Source organism: Rhodococcus sp. 05-2254-5 (assembly GCF_002258575.1).
Classification (GTDB): Bacteria; Actinomycetota; Actinomycetes; order Mycobacteriales; family Mycobacteriaceae; genus Rhodococcoides; species Rhodococcoides fascians.
The window spans coordinates 1-17,339 of record NZ_NOZG01000025.1; the positions used below are offsets into that span (position 1 = coordinate 1).

Annotated in this window: 20 protein-coding genes; 12 read left to right on the forward strand and 8 right to left on the reverse strand. The window is 64.4% G+C overall.

Annotated elements, in window-relative coordinates; translation table 11 throughout:
- Nucleotides 1–269 precede the first annotated feature (269 nt).
- Nucleotides 270–1,079: a MerR family transcriptional regulator gene (locus CH278_RS15715; RefSeq protein ID WP_094622360.1), complete on the forward strand. Its 810-nt coding sequence runs from the start codon at nt 270–272 to the stop codon at nt 1,077–1,079.
- A 3-nt stretch (nt 1,080–1,082) separates the two neighbouring features.
- Here the strand turns inward: CH278_RS15715 and CH278_RS15720 are convergent, their stop codons facing one another.
- Nucleotides 1,083–1,901 (reverse strand): DUF2786 domain-containing protein, encoded by an 819-nt coding sequence (locus tag CH278_RS15720; RefSeq protein ID WP_032367974.1) that lies wholly within the window; start codon nt 1,899–1,901, stop codon nt 1,083–1,085.
- A gap of 188 nt (nt 1,902–2,089) precedes the next feature.
- On the opposite strand from CH278_RS15720, the gene CH278_RS15725 reads away from it, so the two are divergent.
- The 4 genes from CH278_RS15725 to CH278_RS27630 are packed head-to-tail and all read left to right on the forward strand — an operon-like array spanning nt 2,090 to nt 5,419.
- Nucleotides 2,090–3,370 (forward strand): ABC transporter substrate-binding protein, encoded by a 1,281-nt coding sequence (locus CH278_RS15725; protein WP_032370043.1) that lies wholly within the window; start codon nt 2,090–2,092, stop codon nt 3,368–3,370.
- A gap of 14 nt (nt 3,371–3,384) precedes the next feature.
- A complete protein-coding gene (locus CH278_RS15730) occupies nt 3,385–4,431 on the forward strand; it encodes a carbohydrate ABC transporter permease (RefSeq protein ID WP_179274431.1) in 1,047 nt (348 codons plus the stop codon).
- On the forward strand, nt 4,428–5,249 hold the full coding sequence (locus tag CH278_RS15735) for a carbohydrate ABC transporter permease (RefSeq protein ID WP_094622361.1): 822 nt from the start codon (nt 4,428–4,430) through the stop codon (nt 5,247–5,249). Before CH278_RS15730 ends, CH278_RS15735 begins: the two co-directional genes overlap by 4 nt.
- Nucleotides 5,246–5,419, forward strand: coding sequence for a hypothetical protein (locus CH278_RS27630; RefSeq protein WP_167327633.1), 174 nt, complete (start codon nt 5,246–5,248; stop codon nt 5,417–5,419). Before CH278_RS15735 ends, CH278_RS27630 begins: the two co-directional genes overlap by 4 nt.
- On the opposite strand, the gene CH278_RS15740 is transcribed toward CH278_RS27630, so the two are convergent.
- Together CH278_RS15740 and CH278_RS15745 are read right to left on the reverse strand one after the other, a co-directional pair.
- Nucleotides 5,403–6,287 (reverse strand): LysR family transcriptional regulator, encoded by an 885-nt coding sequence (locus CH278_RS15740; RefSeq protein WP_032385220.1) that lies wholly within the window; start codon nt 6,285–6,287, stop codon nt 5,403–5,405. The genes CH278_RS27630 and CH278_RS15740 overlap by 17 nt on opposite strands.
- Nucleotides 6,278–6,712: an MmcQ/YjbR family DNA-binding protein gene (locus CH278_RS15745; protein ID WP_094622362.1), complete on the reverse strand. Its 435-nt coding sequence runs from the start codon at nt 6,710–6,712 to the stop codon at nt 6,278–6,280. Before CH278_RS15745 ends, CH278_RS15740 begins: the two co-directional genes overlap by 10 nt.
- Nucleotides 6,713–6,820: 108 nt before the next feature.
- On the opposite strand from CH278_RS15745, the gene CH278_RS15750 reads away from it, so the two are divergent.
- Nucleotides 6,821–7,171, forward strand: a complete 351-nt coding sequence (locus CH278_RS15750; RefSeq protein WP_094622363.1) for a nuclear transport factor 2 family protein — start codon at nt 6,821–6,823, stop codon at nt 7,169–7,171.
- 95 nt (nt 7,172–7,266) lie between these two features.
- Here the strand turns inward: CH278_RS15750 and CH278_RS15755 are convergent, their stop codons facing one another.
- Complete coding sequence (locus tag CH278_RS15755) at nt 7,267–8,349, reverse strand: inositol-3-phosphate synthase (RefSeq protein WP_032392609.1); 1,083 nt, start codon at nt 8,347–8,349, stop codon at nt 7,267–7,269.
- Nucleotides 8,342–8,932: a PadR family transcriptional regulator gene (locus tag CH278_RS15760; protein WP_027495058.1), complete on the reverse strand. Its 591-nt coding sequence runs from the start codon at nt 8,930–8,932 to the stop codon at nt 8,342–8,344. The genes CH278_RS15755 and CH278_RS15760 overlap by 8 nt, the downstream gene beginning before the upstream one ends.
- Nucleotides 8,933–9,129: 197 nt before the next feature.
- Between CH278_RS15760 and CH278_RS15765 the strand changes: the two genes are divergently transcribed.
- The 3 genes from CH278_RS15765 to CH278_RS15775 are packed head-to-tail and all read left to right on the forward strand — an operon-like array spanning nt 9,130 to nt 10,117.
- The gene (locus CH278_RS15765; protein WP_230592952.1) at nt 9,130–9,573 is read left to right on the forward strand and encodes a phage holin family protein; all 444 of its coding nucleotides are present in this window, start codon (nt 9,130–9,132) and stop codon (nt 9,571–9,573) included.
- Nucleotides 9,570–9,848 (forward strand): DUF3618 domain-containing protein, encoded by a 279-nt coding sequence (locus CH278_RS15770; RefSeq protein WP_032370039.1) that lies wholly within the window; start codon nt 9,570–9,572, stop codon nt 9,846–9,848. Before CH278_RS15765 ends, CH278_RS15770 begins: the two co-directional genes overlap by 4 nt.
- Nucleotides 9,845–10,117, forward strand: coding sequence for a DUF4235 domain-containing protein (locus CH278_RS15775; protein ID WP_032370038.1), 273 nt, complete (start codon nt 9,845–9,847; stop codon nt 10,115–10,117). The genes CH278_RS15770 and CH278_RS15775 overlap by 4 nt, the downstream gene beginning before the upstream one ends.
- 26 nt (nt 10,118–10,143) lie before the next feature.
- On the opposite strand, the gene CH278_RS15780 is transcribed toward CH278_RS15775, so the two are convergent.
- Both CH278_RS15780 and CH278_RS15785 read right to left on the reverse strand, forming a co-directional pair.
- Nucleotides 10,144–10,986 (reverse strand): DUF1707 SHOCT-like domain-containing protein, encoded by an 843-nt coding sequence (locus tag CH278_RS15780; protein WP_032389424.1) that lies wholly within the window; start codon nt 10,984–10,986, stop codon nt 10,144–10,146.
- Nucleotides 10,987–11,010: 24 nt separating this feature from the next.
- On the reverse strand, nt 11,011–11,826 hold the full coding sequence (locus CH278_RS15785; RefSeq protein ID WP_256991850.1) for a DUF1707 SHOCT-like domain-containing protein: 816 nt from the start codon (nt 11,824–11,826) through the stop codon (nt 11,011–11,013).
- Between the two features lie 99 nt (nt 11,827–11,925).
- Here CH278_RS15785 and CH278_RS15790 point away from each other — a divergent pair, with 99 nt between their 5' ends.
- From CH278_RS15790 to CH278_RS15805, 3 genes are all read left to right on the forward strand, one after another.
- Nucleotides 11,926–12,357, forward strand: a complete 432-nt coding sequence (locus CH278_RS15790; RefSeq protein ID WP_179274430.1) for a DUF5318 domain-containing protein — start codon at nt 11,926–11,928, stop codon at nt 12,355–12,357.
- Between the two features lie 387 nt (nt 12,358–12,744).
- A complete protein-coding gene (locus tag CH278_RS15800; protein WP_371828549.1) occupies nt 12,745–15,120 on the forward strand; it encodes a transglycosylase domain-containing protein in 2,376 nt (791 codons plus the stop codon).
- Nucleotides 15,121–15,231: 111 nt separating this feature from the next.
- A complete protein-coding gene (locus CH278_RS15805; protein WP_094622368.1) occupies nt 15,232–16,680 on the forward strand; it encodes a glycosyltransferase family 87 protein in 1,449 nt (482 codons plus the stop codon).
- On the opposite strand, the gene CH278_RS15810 is transcribed toward CH278_RS15805, so the two are convergent.
- Nucleotides 16,655–17,339: TerD family protein (locus tag CH278_RS15810; RefSeq protein WP_143536270.1), on the reverse strand; the 685-nt coding region annotated here is incomplete at its 5' end. The two genes, CH278_RS15805 and CH278_RS15810, sit on opposite strands and share 26 nt — an antisense overlap.

Consider the following 17,339-nt stretch of genomic DNA (forward strand, 5'->3'; position numbering starts at 1 on the left):
GGGTGACGCCGGATGTAGCCGAGGCCGCCGCAAACGCGCGCGCGTTCGCCAGGTGCGCGCGGAATAGTCCCGAATTCGAGGCGAATCCACTCGCGTATGACAAACGCGCGCGCGTTTGTCATACGCGAGTGGATTCGCCTCGAATTCGGGACTATTCCGCGCGCACCTGGCGAACGCGCGCGCGTTTGCGGCGGCCTCGGCTACATCCGGCGTCACCCCTCCCCCGGGAGAGTCGACTCTCCCCCACGGGGAGGGGCGAGAATATCGACATGAACGGATTGCTCACGATCGGCGAGTTCTCGCGAATCACCCATTTGTCGGTGAAGACCCTGCGTCGCTATCACGAGTCGGGTTTGCTCGAGCCCGCGACGGTCGACGACTACTCGGGCTACCGGTACTACGCCACCGATCAGGTCGGGGTCGCGCAGATCATCGGTCGATTCCGGAAGATGCAGATGCCGGAGCGGGAGGTGCGGGCAATCGTGCAGACACCCGATCCCGATGCCCGCGCTCGACTGATCACCGAACATCTCACTCGACTCGAGCGTCAGTTGGACGACACCAGATCAGCCGTGACGGCGCTGCGCCGGTTGCTCGATCCCACTCCGCCCGCGATCGATGTCCGACGCATTCTCACCGAACAGGGTTCTGTTGCAGCCATTTCCGAGGTGGTCGACGCGTCTGACGTGCTGGTCTGGTACTCGGACGCGATGGCCGAGATCGACGCGGTCGTATCGGACACCACGGGGCCGCCGGGCGGGTTGTACGACAACGAACTCTTCACCGACGGGCGGGGTGAGCTGACCGTCTACGTTCCCACCGTCGATGCGCCATCCGTCGGCAGAGTTCGGCCGATGACACTGCCTCCCGTCGAACTAGCGGTGACGGTTCATCACGGACCCCACGACGACATCGACGTCACCTATGGCGCGCTAGGGGTGCACGTGGAGACCAACGGCCTCGCCATTGCGGGGCCGGTTCACGAGGTCTACGTCGTCGGGCCGCGGGATACCGACAACTCGGCGCTGTGGCGTACCGACATCGGGTGGCCGGTGTTCACGGCATCACCGGCGCAGTAGAAGTCAGCGTCCCAGCTGCCGGCTTGCTCCGCCGATTTCTGCGTGTGCACCGATCTTCGCGTTTCTACCTGCTCGATCGCCGGCCTTGCGTGCGCCCTCCGAGTACCCGGCGTTCGCGCTCTGGCCTCGCCAGTGCCCGCGTGCAGTGGACGTCTGGCGGTAGTAGTCGCGTAGCTCGATCTCTTTGTCTCGCAACACCAGAGCGGTTCCGGCACCGGAGGTCTCCTGCGCGATGGCCTTGGCCTCGGTGTCCTTCTTGACCTCCGCGAGCCGTTGACCGATGCGCGACGCGAATGCCGTCTGGAAGTTCAGACGTGCCGTCACGGCGGCGACGGGCACTTCCTCGCGTCGGGTGTAGCGGCGACGATTCTTGACCTCGGTGACGGTGCGGATGGCCGTCTCGGATTTGTAGGCACCGGACTTGATGTACGCGTCGGACGCTCGGACCATCTGAATCAGCAAAGAGGAGTACAGGGCTTCGGTGGTCTCGATGTCCGAGTCGAAACCGTAGGCGAACACCTGCGTCGACGATCTGGCGACATCGCACTGGACATCGTTTGCATGAGCGATGGCGACGAACAGTTGAACGTAGGTCTTGAGTCCACGCTTGCCCGGTTCACCGATGGGGATGACCTTCTGAGTCGGCGTCGCCTGCCGTTCGCGGGATGCGCTGTGCGAACGCGCCACCGCCAGGTCCACCGACGCCGACGTGGCCAAACGCTGCGCGGCCTCCATGAAGGCCTCGGCCTCGTGGGGGTTGTCGGTGGACTCCGCCTGACGCAGCAATCCGCCGATTCGCGTCAGCATCTTGTCCGAACTCATGAGCGAAAGGGTACCGGGCACCTCCGACACGTCCGGGTTGACCGATTCAGGAACTCGATAATGACCCCTACGCGGTGAGTTGTGTGCCACAGTACCCATCGACATATGTGTCGGGGGAGCATCACAGCACGATTCTGCGTGCCCATCTCCGGGCGCATACCACCGCGTAGAAGTAAGTGGAGAAAACAATGGCGTCTTTGATCACGAAGGTGGCAGTGGTTGCGACAGCAGCCACGCTGCTGACGCTCACCGGATGTTCGAGCGACAGCGGTTCGAGCGGCGATTCGGGTGCTGCATCCGAAAATGCCGACGGCCGTGGACCTATCACGTATGTAGAGGGCCAGGACACCACCGAGACCGGTGTCGTCCAGCAGATCATCTCGGAGTGGAACGCCGCCAACCCTGATCAGCAGGTCACCTTCAAGGAGCAGTCCGCCGACGCCGATCAGGCCCACGACGACTTCGTTCAGCAGCTCCAGGCGCAGCAGAGCGACTACGACGTCATGGCACTCGACGTCGTCTGGACCGCCGAGTTCGCGGCCAAGGGCTGGCTCGTGCCGCTCGAGGGCGAATTCGCACTCGACAACGCAGGCGTTCTTCCGGCGACCGTCGCGAGCGCGACCTACAACGGCAAGCAGTACGCCGCACCGAAGAACACCAACGGCGGACTGCTCTACTACCGCAGTGATCTGCTCCCCGAAGCACCCACCACCTGGGCCGAGCTCACCGAGGACTGCCAGGTCGCCCGCGACAACAACATCGACTGCTACGCAGGGCAATTCGCCCCCTACGAGGGTCTGACGGCCAACGCGTCGGAGATCATCAACGCGCACGGCGGATCGATCGTCGGCGAAGACGGCAAGACCCCCACCGTCAACAGCCCGGAAGCCAAGGCCGGACTGCAGACTCTGGTCACCGCGTTCGAGACCGGCGTCATCCCGGCCCAGGACACCACGTTCAAGGAGTCCGACAGCCAGCAGGCGTTCCAGGACGGAAAGACACTGTTCCTGCGCAACTGGCCGTACGTCTACGGCACCGCCGCAGAAGAAGGTTCGGCTGTGGTCGGAAAGTATGCGGTCGCACCGCTTCCCGGCGTCACCGGAGTGGGCACCTCGACGCTCGGCGGATACAACGCCGCGATCAGCGCGTACTCCGAGAACAAGGCCACTGCTGCCGACTTCCTGCGCTTCATGCAGGGCGAGAAGGCGCAGCGCATCATCGCCGAGGGTGCTTTGCCGCCCGTGCTCTCCTCGCTGTACGACGATCCCGCACTGATCGCCGCGATGCCGTACCTTCCCGCATTGAAGGCATCCATCGAGAATGCCGTTCCGCGTCCCGTCACCCCGTTCTACCCGGCCGTCTCGAAGGCTGTGCAGGACAACGTCTCTGCCGCCATCAAGGGTGAGAAGAGCGTCGACCAGGCGATCACGGACATGCAGGCCGGTATCGAAACCGCCGGCGCCAACTGATTTCGGGAGAACCAATGGCTGTACCTGCTGGTGTGACCAGTGGGGCCGCCGCAACCACCGCGGCCGGGGGCTCGTCCCCCGGCCGCGGTCGGCATGTGCGGTCCAAGAACAAGCGGTTCGGCCTGACGCAGGGTCGGGCCTGGCTGTTGATCGCACCGACGATGGTGATCCTCGCGATCGTCATCGTCTACCCGGTGATCCGAGCCCTGGTGATGTCCTTCTCCAAGGATCCCGGTCTCGATCCCGCCACCGGCATGTTCGTCACCGGTGGATCTGCCGGCTTCGACAACTACACGCACTGGATCCTGCAGCAATGCACCTCGGCGTCGGGCACATCGGTGCCCTGCCCGCCGGGAACGCTGGGGTCGCAGTTCTGGGGCGCCGTCGGAAACACCGCGTTCTTCACGGTCGTCACGGTGTCCATCGAGGTGGTCATCGGCTTCGGAATGGCCGTCATCATGGGTAAGACCTTCGCCGGACGCGCCCTGTTGCGCGCGGCAATCCTGATCCCCTGGGCGATCCCGACGGCGGTCACGGCCAAGCTCTGGTACTTCATCTTCGCGTACGACGGTGTCGCCAATCGCATTCTGGGAACCAACATTCTGTGGACCGGCGACGCGTGGCCCGCTCGTTTCGCCGTCATCATCGCCGACGTGTGGAAGACGACGCCGTTCATGGCGTTGCTGATCCTGGCCGGGTTGCAGATGATTCCAGCCGACGTCTACGAGGCGGCCCGCGTCGACGGGGCGTCGGCGTGGCAGCGGTTCACCAGGATCACACTGCCGTTGGTCAAGCCCGCGTTGATGGTGGCAATTCTGTTCCGCACCATGGACGCGCTGCGTATGTACGACTTGCCGGCGATCCTCACCGAGGGCAATCCCGCCACCCGGACCATCTCGATCCTGGTGGTGGATCAGATTCGTCAGGGATTCAACAGCGCTGCCTCGTTGTCGACGATCTCGTTCATCATGATCTTCGTCGTGGCGTTCATCCTGGTGAAGTTTCTCGGTGCCAATGCCGTTGCCACTCAGGACAATCAGCGCAAGGGGCCCGGCCGATGAAGCAAGCTCGCATCTTTCTCGGCGTCGTCGTCATTCTCGTCTGGGGACTGGCACCGTTTTATTGGATGGTCGTCACCGCATTCCGCGACCCGCGCTACACCTTCGACACGACGCCGTGGCCGACGCACGTCACGTGGGAGAACTTCGAGAACGCGTTGTCGACGGCAAACGGCAACAACTTCCTGCGTGCGGTGGGCAACAGTCTGATCGTGGGCGGCGCGACCACTCTGATCGCGTTGGTCATCGGCATCTTCACCGCGTACGCACTCTCGCGCATCGACTTTCGCTTCAAGTACGTGGTGACGGGCATCATCCTGGGTGCGTCGATGTTTCCCGTCGTCGCATTGGTGACCCCGCTGTTCCAGTTCTTCACCAACATCGGGTGGATCGGCAGCTACCAGGCAATGGTCATCCCGAACATCTCGTTCGTTCTACCGCTGACGATCTATACGCTGGCGGCGTTCTTCGCCGAATTGCCCTGGGAGCTCGAAGAAGCCGCGCGGATCGACGGTGCCGGACGATTCCAGGCATTCCGCCTGGTGATGCTCCCGCTCGCCGCGCCTGCCTTGTTCACCACCGCGATTCTCGCGTTCATCGCCGCAGTGAACGAGTACCTGCTGGCCAGTCAGCTCTCGAGTGACAAGACCGAACCGGTGACCGTCGCCATCGCGCGGTTCACCGGCAACGATCCGCTCGTGGTGCCGTATGCCGCGATCATGGCCGCGGGCACCATCGTTGCGATTCCACTGGTGATCATGGTGCTGCTGTTCCAGCGCCGCATCATCTCCGGACTGACGGCGGGCGGCGTCAAGTCGTGACGGCGCAGGACCACCTGCAGTTGTTGGCAGGCATTCTCGGGTTCTTTGCGCTGGTAGCTCTCGGTTTCGCCGTAGCCGGGATCATCGGAGGTGATCCCGGCGTGCTGCCGTCCGTAGCGCTGCTCGGCTTGCTGGTCGCACTGTGGTTCACCGTCAAGAAGATTCGCTGAAACTCGTCGTCGCGATGCCCACCAGTTCGGCCAGTGCCGGACTCATCGCGCTGCGCCACACCAGGGCCAGCAGGGCGGCGGTGTGCGAGTCGGTCAGCTCGATCGCGACGAGCCGGTCGCCGTAGAATTCGGCCATCGACCGGCTGAGAATCCCGACCCCCAAACCGCGGGTGGCGAGGTCGGCTACCGCGTCAGGTGCGCTGGCCTGCAACGTGATCGACGGTGACAGACCTCCCCCGGCGCAGTCCCTGTCGAACACCGCACGAATTCCTGTGCCCGGCGGAAGGGCAACGATCGGATATTCGCACACCTCGGCGAGTGTCGCGTCCTTCTGCGCCGCCAGTGGATGCTCCGCCGGCACGGCGGCAACGATCCGCTCGTCGATCACCACCATCGATTCGAGTCCGGCGGGGGTCCGAGAAGCGAGACCGACCAACGCAAGATCCAGCTCGCCGGATCGAACATCCGCGACGAGATCGTCCGAATTACCCTCGCGCAAAGCAATGTCGACGCCGGGATGTGCCGCGTGGAAGCCCGCCAACGCGTCGAACAGTGGGGGAACGGTGCAGGCGGTGACCATACCGACGCTCAGTCTGCCGCGCAGTAGGCCCGTCACATCGTCGACGGATTGTTTGACGGATCCTGCCGCGGCGAGTGTCGCGCGGGCCTGCGGCAACGCCGCCTGGCCGGCTGTGGTCAAAGTGGCTGTGCCACCGGATCTGTCGATCAGCTCGGCCCCGAGTTCGCGCTCGAGCGCCCTGATCTGCGCGCTGACCCCCGATTGACTGATGTGAACGCGGGCGGCAGCGCGGGTGAAGTTCGCTTCCTCGGCCACCGCGACGAAATACTCGAGCTGCCTCAGTTCCATTGCTGTACTCCCAGATCGGGACCTTCGCCGGCATCGAGGCGGGCTATCGCGCGCTTCGGCGCGGTGACGCGGTAGCTGCAGTCGATCAGTTCGGCGGCTTCGGCCCAGACATCGCTGTCGGCCTTGTCTTTGCGGTCACTGCTCAGGTCGAATCCCACCCAGCCTGCGGGTCCGAGGTAGGCGGGATGGAAGTAGCACGGCTCGAGTTCGCAGGCTCGCTGCTCCTCGGCGCTCTCGCATTTGACGATGATCGACAGATCGAACTGATCGCCGCCTTTGACGCCGCCGCCGAAGTAGACGAACACCGAGGTCGTGCGGAAGGTCGGCCTGCCGTGCGAAACCTTCTCGGTCACGTCGGGGTATGCGAACGCCAGAGCGCGAACGCGTTCGAGAATCGGATGCTTCGAGGTGGGATCGATGGCCACGCGAGAACGATAGCGCGTGATGTCTAGCTGCGGCTATGAGTAAAAGTTCTGGCGATGATCCGAACCAACTGTTGGACTTCTGACTGCGCCGGTTCGAGACTCGAATCCATGACACAGACACCCGCACAAATTGCAGCGACCTACTTCGAGGCCTGGAAGTCGAAGGACTTCGACACTCTGGCGTCGATCCTGCACGAAGACGCAACGTTTCGGGGGCCACTGGGCACCGCCGACAGCGGCGAAGAATGCGTCGCCGGGTTGAAGGGAATGTCGCAGATCGTCACCGACATCGACATCGCGCACGTCTTCGTCGATGGCCCGAACGTGTTGACGTGGTTCGAGCTGCACACGTCCATCGCACCCCCGGCCCCCACCGCGAACTGGCAACGAATCGAGAACGGCAAAATCACCGAAATCAGGGTGACCTTCGACCCTCGCGCCATCGTCGAGGCGGGATAGACGAACGCCCGCCGGTACTCAATGTGACATTTGGTGGCCTATTGGGGGGTCAATGTCACGTTGAGTGGACCGGCGGGCGTCAGTGCCGCGGAGAATTACGCGTCGATGATGAAGGCTTCGAGTTGTTCGCGAGCGACGTCGTCGGCCAGCTGCTTCGGCGGGCTTTTCATCAGGTATGCGGAAGCCGGGATGACCGGTCCACCGATGCCGCGATCCTTGGCGATTTTCGCGGCGCGGACTGCGTCGATGATGACGCCGGCGGAGTTGGGCGAGTCCCAGACCTCGAGCTTGTATTCGAGGCTCAGGGGAACGTCACCGAAGGCGCGGCCTTCGAGGCGGACGTAGGCCCACTTGCGGTCGTCGAGCCAGCCGACGTGGTCGGACGGTCCGATGTGGACGTCCTTGGCGTTGAATTCCTTCTGCAGGTTCGACGTGACGGCCTGGGTCTTGGAGATCTTCTTCGACTCGAGGCGGGTGCGCTCGAGCATGTTGAGGAAGTCCATGTTGCCGCCGACGTTGAGCTGCATGGTGCGGTCGAGCTGCACGCCGCGGTCTTCGAACAGCTTCGCCATGACACGGTGGGTGATGGTGGCACCGACCTGGCTCTTGATGTCGTCGCCGACGATGGGGACGCCAGCGTCGGTGAACTTCTTGGCCCAGACGGGGTCGGAGGCGATGAAGACGGGGAGGGCGTTGACGAAGGCGACGCCTGCGTCGATGGCGGCCTGTGCGTAGAACTTGTCGGCTTCTTCGGATCCGACGGGGAGGTAGGACACGAGGACGTCGACCTTGGCGTCACGCAGTGCCTGTGCGACGTCGACTGCTTCACCGTCGGCCTCGGTGATGGTCTCGCGGTAGTACTTTCCGAGGCCGTCGAGGGTCGGTCCGCGCAGGACGTGGACGTCCTTCGGGGGTACGTCGGCGATCTTGATGGTGTTGTTCTCGCTGGAGAAGATGGCCTCGGAGAGGTCGAAGCCGACCTTCTTGGCGTCGACGTCGAACGCGGCGACGAACTCGACGTCGCGGACGTGGTACTTGCCGAACATGACGTGCATCAGGCCGGGAACGGTGGCGTTCTCGTCTGCGTCCTTGTAGTACTCGACACCCTGGACCAGGGATGAGGCGCAGTTGCCCACACCCACAATGGCCACGCGGATTGCGTTGTTGTTCTCACCCATGGTCGGGTTCTCCTTCTGTCTTGACTGTCCTGTTTGGTGCTGTGTGGGACGGTGCTGGGTTGGGGGCGGCTTGCTCGGCTGCGATGACTTCGTTGAGCCAGCGCACCTCGCGTTCGCTCGATTCGAGACCGAGCTGGTGGAGTTGCCGGGTGTAGCGGTCGAGTGTTCCGTTCGCCTTGGCCACAGCGTCGCGGAGGCCTTCTCGGCGCTCCTCGACCTGGCGTCGTCTGCCTTCGAGAATGCGGACCCGAGCTTCTGCCGGGGTTCGACTGAAGAAGGCCAGATGTACGCCGAATCCGTCGTCGGTGTAGTTCTGCGGTCCGGTGTCGGCCACCAGTTCGGCAAATCGTTCCCTGCCGAGGGGGGTGAGCACGTACACCCGTTTTGCTCGTCTTTTCACGAGCAGTTCGGGACCGGCGTCCTCGGCGATGAGCCCGTCGGTTTGTAGTCGACGGAGCGCCGGGTACAGCGATCCGTACGAAAACGCACGAAATGCTCCGAGCAGGCCGGTCAGCCGCTTGCGAAGCTCGTAACCGTGCATGGGTGATTCGAGAAGCAGTCCGAGAATTGCGAGCTCGAGCATGCAACTCCCCCTTCTCGAATCCAACGATCACATCCTGGCGATGCGATGAGCCACACTATCGGAGAATGTATCGCGCCGATACATGAAGTGACAAACCAATGGCCGGTTACATCGCGCGAACCGGCATTTGCGGACGTGTTTTTCGGGGTCCTTCGCGGGTATCGACACAGGACGGCACTACATCGAAGGAGCGCATCATGCACGAATACGATCAACCGCCCCCACTGTCGAACGCCGAGTCCGAGCGGGGCTCCCACGTGGCGGACCTGTCGACGGTGCAGCTGATCGAGCGACTGGCGACTCAGGTCTCGACGCTCGTCCGGACCGAGATCGACGCCGGACTCGCCGAAGTCAAGAGCAAGGGAAGTCGCCTCGGGGTGGGCGTCGGAATCTCCGGCGCGGGTGCGCTGCTGCTGTTCCTCGGGCTCGCCACCTTGATCGCTACCGCAGTGCTCGGACTGGCAACAGTGTTGTCCGCATGGCTCGCAGCGCTGATCGTCGCGATCGTGGTGCTGGCGATCGGGGGCATCCTGGCCGCAGTCGGCGCGTCACGGGCAAAGAAGGCCTTGCCGCCGATTCCCGCGGACACCGCAGCACGTATCGGCGACGACATCACCGCAGTGAAGGAGGGCATCCGATGACCGACTCACCGGCCCACAGTGTTTCCGGCAACTCCGATCAGCCGCCCAGCATCGAGGAACAGCGTTCCGAACTGGCCGACACCGTCGCCGCTCTCGCGGCCAAAGCCGACATCCCCACTCGAGTGGGCAACGAGGCCTCTCGACAGGCGACACGTGCCTCCGATGCGGTGCGCAGTAGGCCCGGCACTGCCGCAGGGGCCGTGGGCTTCGTGGTGACCGCAGTGTTGGTGACGGTTCTTCTTCGTCGCCGACGTACGAGAAAGGTGTTTCGATGAGTGCAGTATCGAAGGCGTTCTACAGACCGATGTCGTTGGCGACGAGTGTGCTCGGCGGGCTGGCGGCCGGCGCGGTGTTCAAGCAGGTGTGGAAGCACGTCGGCGACGACGACGCGGCGGCCCCCGACCCGAAAGATCTGAATCGCTCCGTCCGAGAGGTGCTGATCGCGGCAGCCGTCCACGGTGCGGTGTTCGGCGTCGTCAAGGCCGCAGTCGACAGGGCAGGGGCAACCGGTTACCGCGCCATCACGCACGAGAGCCCGAAGTAGCCGACACGCAACATGATTCGCGGCGTCTATCGGCTTACCGAGACGATGTTGCCCGCGAAGTCCGCTTCGACGCGGCCACCCTGATCGTCGTCGTTGTGTGCGGTGATCGAGATGCGCTGCTCGCCGCGGGAATCGGTGATCATGACGTACTCGACGGCGGCGTCCGGAACCCCGACGGCCTCGGGCGTTCCCGCGACGAGGCCGGCCAGAACTGCGGAATCAATTGTGGCCCAGTCGAAGAGAGCCTCTTGCGCGTCTGGCGCGTCGGTCTCGTGATACATCTCGAACCCCCCGGAGACGAACACGCGCTCTCGTCGGCCCTCTGCCGTCGGGCGATAGACGTCGGCACGGTTGCCGTCCATCTGAATGAACACCTCGAGAACCTGCGAACTGCCGAAACGTTGCACGTAGCGTTCTCGGAAATCGTCGAGTCCGGCTGCCGTGTCGAAAACGAACGGGCGAGCGACTATCGGGGTGACGTCGACCGGCAGGTCCATCGGCACGGTGGGGGTCACGCTGCGCGTCGACGTGGACGCGACGACGGCAGCAGTCGGAACCGGTTGTTCGCCGGTCCTGGTCGACAGAAACACCACTAGCCCTACAGTCACGATGACGACCGAGCCGAGTGCCAGCAGTAGCCGGTTCTTCGGCTCGGATGTTCGCGGCGGTGGTTCCGGAAGGTCGACGTCGATTTGTAGGTCGGAGACCAGTCGTCGCAGATCGCGCAGGGTGATGGCCACCCGCGCACGTTCGCTACGTAGGCGGTGCTCGTCGAAGGTGAGCTGGCCGTCGGCGTACGCGGAATCCAGAACGGTGGCGGTCAGCGCGCGGTCTATGTCGCGAGCGCGAAAATCGGGTCGTGGTGCCACCTGCGGGCTTCCTTTCCGGACTGATCAGCCGAACGAAAACGGCGTGACACGCAGGAAGTTGCCTGCGGGATCGAATAGGAGAGTTCCGCTTTCCTGGTCGGTGTTGTCGGCGGAGACGGAAATTTGCGGGCCGTTGTCGCTGCCGTGGAAGCTCACGTTGTAGCTGTCGATGCGACTCATGTTCAAGCTCTCGCGGGCACCGGCGATGATCCCCGCTGCCTTCGTCAGATCGACCGTCGCCAGGTCGATCTGAGGTTCGTCGAAGTCGCGGGTGCTCGAGAAGTTGTCGTCGTAGTCGTCGATCACGCCGTCGCGATAGGTGTAGCTGACCTGTTTCTGTGGCACCCCGGGTGCGGGTGCCGAAATGACGGCGTAGTCGTCGTACAGCCCGAGTCTGTCGACCACCGACGTGCCGATCTTCTGTTGCAGTGCATCGACGATATCTACGACGACTGCAGGATTCTTGTACCCGGCCGACCCGAGACCCGATTCGGGGTCATTGGTGTTCGAGCACGCGCGAATGCCGAAGGTGAGCGCCACGAGGGCGGCAACGGCAGGGACCGCGACGGCCATGAAGCCCAGGCGTGAGCCCTTTGCCGTCGTGATCGGATGCGCGAACTCGATCGGGTCGGCCATCGGCGGCAGGTCGGTGTCGTTCTGAAGGTCCTCGATGAGGGCGTGCAGATCGGCGATCGTGTCGGCTTCCTTCGCCAGATCGACCCTTGCGGCGTGCTCGAAATCGGACAGCTGGCCATCGGCGAGTGCTTCGTCCAACGTGGCGCAAGTGTCGGTGCGATCCACATCACGCGCTCGCGTACTGGGTGACAGTCGCGTCGGCACAGGTGGAGCATAGTTTCTCGGCCCAGGAATGGGGGTCGATCGTCGTCCAGGCGGGGATCGCAGGTCTCCATCGACACTGCCGCACGTACTCTGGTTCTCGTGCGACTTCAGCGACAGGTGGTGGACTACGCCCTTCAGCGTCGGTCGCTGCTGGCCGAGGTCTACTCCGGTAGGACGGGCGTGGCAGCGGTCTGCGATGCAGATCCCTATCTTCTACGTGCCGCCAAGTTCCACGGCCGCGGCAGCGACGTAGTGTGCCCGATCTGCCGGAAGGAGCAGCTCACGCTGGTGTCGTGGGTGTTCGGCGAGAAGCTCGGACCCCTGTCCGGCTCCGCGAGAACGGCCGACGAACTCGGCCGGCTGGCTGCCACCCAAGAGGAATTTTCGGTCCATGTGGTCGAGGTCTGCCGCTCGTGCAGCTGGAATCACCTCGTCCAGTCCTCCGTCCTCGGGGCCGTGCCCGCACCCAAGCAACCCCGTCGCCCACGATCGGGATCCCGTCAACCGAACCGTCGAACTGCGAGTGAATGACACAATCGCTTCGCTGAACCCAGCCACCGAGAATTCGACGCGGCCGCCGAGATTACTGGAGATTCGTACGTGAGTTCCCCCTACGACAACAACCCGGGTAACAACGAACCTGGCCGTAGCGACTCCGGACGGCGCCCCGACGTGCCCGGACCACCGCGCGGCAGCCGCCATTCCGATCCGCCCGGACGTCGTCCGGTACCCCCACCGGGCCAACGGCCGGTGCCTCCTCCGGGTCAGCGTCCGGTACCGCCTCCGGGCCAGCGCCCCGGACCGCCTCCTGGGCAGCGTCCGATGCCACCGCAGGGTCGACCGCCGATGCCACCTCCGGGTCAGCGTCCGGTACCGCCTCCGGGCCAGCGCCCCGGGCCCCCTCCTGGGCAGCGTCCGATGCCACCGCAGGGTCGACCGCCGATGCCTCCCGCCGGCCAACGTCCGGGTCCGCCTCCGGGTCAGCGTCCGATGCCACCGCAGGGTCGACCGTCCGGTGACGGTCGCTACGCCGCGGCAGGTGTCACTCGATCGGGATCCGTCCCGCCGCCACACGAACCGAACGATCCATCAGCTAGCTCCTCGGGCAACGAACCGCCCGAGCCCCCCGAAAGAGGTTCCGCCGCGAAAACGAAGAAGAAGTCCAAGTGGCGGGTAGTTCGACGCACGTTGTATGCGTTGGTCGCCTTGGGCCTGATAGTGCCGATTCTGCTGTTCATGGTGGCGTACACGCTGGTGGACGTCCCGCGGCCCGGTGACCTCAGGACCAATCAGGTTGCGACGATCTTCGCCTCCGACGGGTCGAGCGTGCTCGGCAAGGTGGTGCCACCCGAGGGCAACCGAACCGATGTCACGATCGACCAGATTCCGGAGCACGTGCGTAACGCCGTGCTCTCGGCGGAGGATCGCGACTTCTATTCCAATCCCGGGTTCTCGGTGACCGGCTTCGGCCGTGCCCTGCGCGACAACGTTCTCGGACGTGACAGCGCGGGCGGCGGTTCCACGATCACCCAGCAGTACGTCAAGAATGCGGTGGTCGGCTCCGAGCGGACGTTGACGCGAAAGATGCGCGAGCTGGTCATCTCGTCGAAGATGGCTCGCCAATGGTCCAAGGACGACATTCTCGCGGCGTATCTGAACACCATCTATTTCGGTCGTGGCGCTTATGGCATCGCTGCCGCGTCGACGGCGTACTTCGGCAAATCCGTGGATCAGCTCTCGGTCGAGGAAGGCGCAGTACTGGCTGCGACCATCCAGCAGCCGTCCGGACTCGATCCGGAAGTCAACCCCACCGGTGCTCAGTCGCGGTGGAACTACGTGCTCGACGGCATGGTCTCGCAGGGCCAGCTCGATCCGACTCAGCGTGCGGCGATGCAGTATCCGCAGTGGGTCCCCATTTCTCAGGTCGATTCGGGTGATGCCGCCGACGCAGGTCCCAACGGTCTGATCAAGGCGCAGGTACTGCGTGAGTTGTCGGCTGTCGGGGTCAGTGATCAGGATCTGAACACCGAGGGTCTGCAGATCACGACGACGATCGATCCGAGGGCGCAGGCCGCCGCGGTCGAGGCCGTGGACAACAACCTGCAGGGTGAGCCGTCGGAGCTGCGCACGGCGTCGGTGTCGATCGATCCGCGCAGTGGCGCGGTCCGCTCGTACTACGGCGGCGCGGACGGGCGCGGTTTCGACTTCGCGCAGTCCGGGTTGCAGACCGGATCGTCGTTCAAGGTGTTCGGCCTCGCCGCTGCCTTGGACCAGGGCATTCCGCTGTCGAAGATGTACGACAGTTCCTCGCTCGACGTCAACGGCATCCAGATCAGCAACGTCGAGGGCGAATCCTGTGGCACGTGCACCATCGCCGAAGCCCTCAAGCGGTCGCTGAACACGAGCTTCTACCGCATGATGCTGGGCATGGACAACGGCCCGCAGGCGATCGCGGACATGGCACACAAGCTCGGTATCCCGCAGGAGATCGAGGGCGTCGGCCCCACGCTGACCGAGCCCGACAACGCGGGCCCGAACTACGGAATCGTGCTCGGCCAGTACCAGTCGCGGGTGATCGATATGGCCTCGGCCTACGCCACACTGGCAGCCTCCGGCGTCTACCACACCCCGCACTTCGTGCAGAAGGTCGTCACGGCCGACGGCACGGTGTTGCTCGATCGTGCACCCGAGGCCGGTCAGCAGGTCGTCTCGGCGGCGGTGGCCGACAACGTGACGTCGGCGATGCGTCCGATCGCCGGGTACTCCAACGGTCACAACCTCGCGGGTGGTCGTCAATCGGCGGCGAAGACCGGTACCGCGCAGCTCGGTGATACCGGACAGAACAAGGACGCCTGGATGGTCGGGTACACCCCGTCACTGTCGACGGCGGTGTGGGTCGGTACCGAGCAGGGCTTGCCGCTCGAGAACAGTTACGGCGGTCCGATCTACGGATCGGGCATACCGTCGGACATCTGGAAGGCGACGATGGACGGCACGCTCGAGGGCACCTCGAACGAGACGTTCCCGACGCCCGAGGCCATCGCCGGTCAGGCAGGTGTCCCGCAGTACTCGGCACCGGCCGCACCGGTCACGACGGTGGCTCCGTCCGCGCCGCCGCCCGTGACTCTGCCGATCCCGACGGAGATTTCGCCGCCGGTGGTCATCACGCCGCGTCAGGTCGAGATTCTGCCGGGCGTCACCATTCCGCTGCCGGGTCTGGCCCCGGCTCAGCCCGCACAGCCACCGGCAGCACCCGAGCCGGCAGCCCCCGAACCGGCGACTCCCGGCCAGTAGCACCGAACGGTGACGACCGAACCCGAGCGCAAGGGCAGAGCCCTTGCCAGTCCTGGTCGCCTGGACACGGCGAGTGCAACGGACCGTGACGCACCCAGCCGTACCGATCCGATGACCGAGGAACTGTCCTCGGTCATCGGCGGGCCGGTGGGCGCGCACGCTCTGGTCGGTCGGCAACGGTGGTTCACTGCGCTGCGGGTCATCCTGTTGCTCGCTGTGGTCTTTCTCTGCTTCGGCTGGTTCGCCAAGGCAGCGTGCATTCAACAGGCACCGGTGGGTCCGAACGGTGAACTCGGACTCGACTGGAGCGGCAGTCGCCAGTACGTGGCGATGTGCTATTCGGACACCGTGCCGCTCTACGGTGCCGAGCGGCTCGACCAAGGCGCGTTTCCGTACAAGAAGTCCTGGGAAGAAACGAAGGCCGACGGGTCGAGTCAGATCCGGTACATGGAATATCCGGTCATTGCCGGCCTGTACCAGTACGGCTCGATGGTCGTCGGAAAGGCATGGAACTCACTGAGTTTCCTGCCGCAAGCCCTGCCTGTGGTCGTCTACTTCAACGTCGTCGCTCTGGGATTGGCCGTCGCGTGGCTGGTCACCGTGTGGGCGACGGCGATCTCGGCGGGGCGACGCATCTGGGACGCTGCCCTGGTGGCTGCCTCACCGCTGGTGATCGTGCATGGATTCACCAACTTCGACGCTCTCGCAACGGCATTCGCGCTCACCGGTCTGCTGGCCTGGGCCAAGAAGCGGCCCGTACTGGCCGGTGTACTACTCGGCCTCGGCGGCGCCACCAAGCTCTACCCGTTGCTGTTCCTCGGACCGCTGCTGGTGTTGTGCTGGCGGGCGGGCCGCATGCGCGAGTGGGGGCTGACCGCAGCGGCTGCCCTCGGGGCCTGGCTTGCGGTCAATCTTCCACTGGCTCTGCTGTATCCGACGGGGTGGTACGAGTTCTTCCGGCTCAACTCCGAGCGCGGAGCCGACCCCGATTCGCTGTACAACGTCGTCACTTCCTTCACCGGATGGACGGGCTTCGACGGCCCCCTCTATCCGGGGGACAAGCCGATGGTTCTCAACGCAGTCACGCTGCTGCTCTTCGCCGTCGTGTGTGCGCTGATCGCCTACATCGGTACGACGGCTCCGACCCGGCCGAGGCTGGCCCAGTTGGTGTTTCTGGTGGTGGCCGGGTTCCTGCTGACCAACAAGGTGTGGAGTCCCCAGTACTCGTTGTGGCTGGTCCCTCTCGCGGTGCTGGCTCTACCGCATCGTCGAATCCTGTTGGCGTGGATGGCAATCGACGCGTTCGTCTGGTTCCCCCGGATGTACTACTACCTGGGCGTGGACAACAAGGGTCTGCCCGAACAGTGGTTCACCGCCACCGTGGTCGTGCGCGATATCGCAGTGATCAGCTTGTGTGCGTTGATCGTTCGGCAGATCTACCGGCCGTCGGAGGATCTCATTCGAAACGGCAGCGCCGTCGACCCGCTCGGTGGCGTACTCGACGGCGCTGCAGATCGACCCGGTCGGCGTGCAGTCACATATAGCGGCCGAGCTGCTTGACGGCTTCACCGGCGTGCTTGGCCTGGATGCCGTCGCCGATGGCCTGTAGCTTCCATTCACTGCCCTGGCGGTAGACCTTCGCCATCACCAATCCGGTGAACGGCATGCCGCCCTGCAGGGTGAAGCGGGCGAGTTCGGTGTTGGTGGTGTTGTCGACCAGCCGGCAGAACGCATTGGCGACCTGCTCGAACGTCTGGCCGCGGTACGAGGTGACCGTGAAGACGATGCCGGTGACGTGCTGGGGTACCCGCGTCAGATCGACGACGATGACCTCGTCGTCGCCCTCACCCTCGCCGGTCAGGTTGTCTCCCTTGTGCGTGATCGACCCGTCCTTGGCGTTGAGCTGGCCGTAGTACACGACATCGTTGACGTTGCGATCTGCCAGCATGATCGCCGACGCGTCCAGGTCGATGTTCGCGGCACGGCCTCCGCCTCCGAACAGTCCACCCTTCTTCGGTGTCGTCACCGGATCCCAGCCGAGACCCATGCGAATCACCGTCAGGGCCACGCCGCCGTCCTTGCGCAGCGTGACCTTCTGACCCTTGGACAGACTGACGGGCTTGGACTTGGTCAGACTGACTTCCGGAGCCTCGGAGCGAACCGGTGCGGGAGGGGCTGCGGGTGGAGCGGGCGGCGCGGCCGGGGCGGGTGGTATCGAA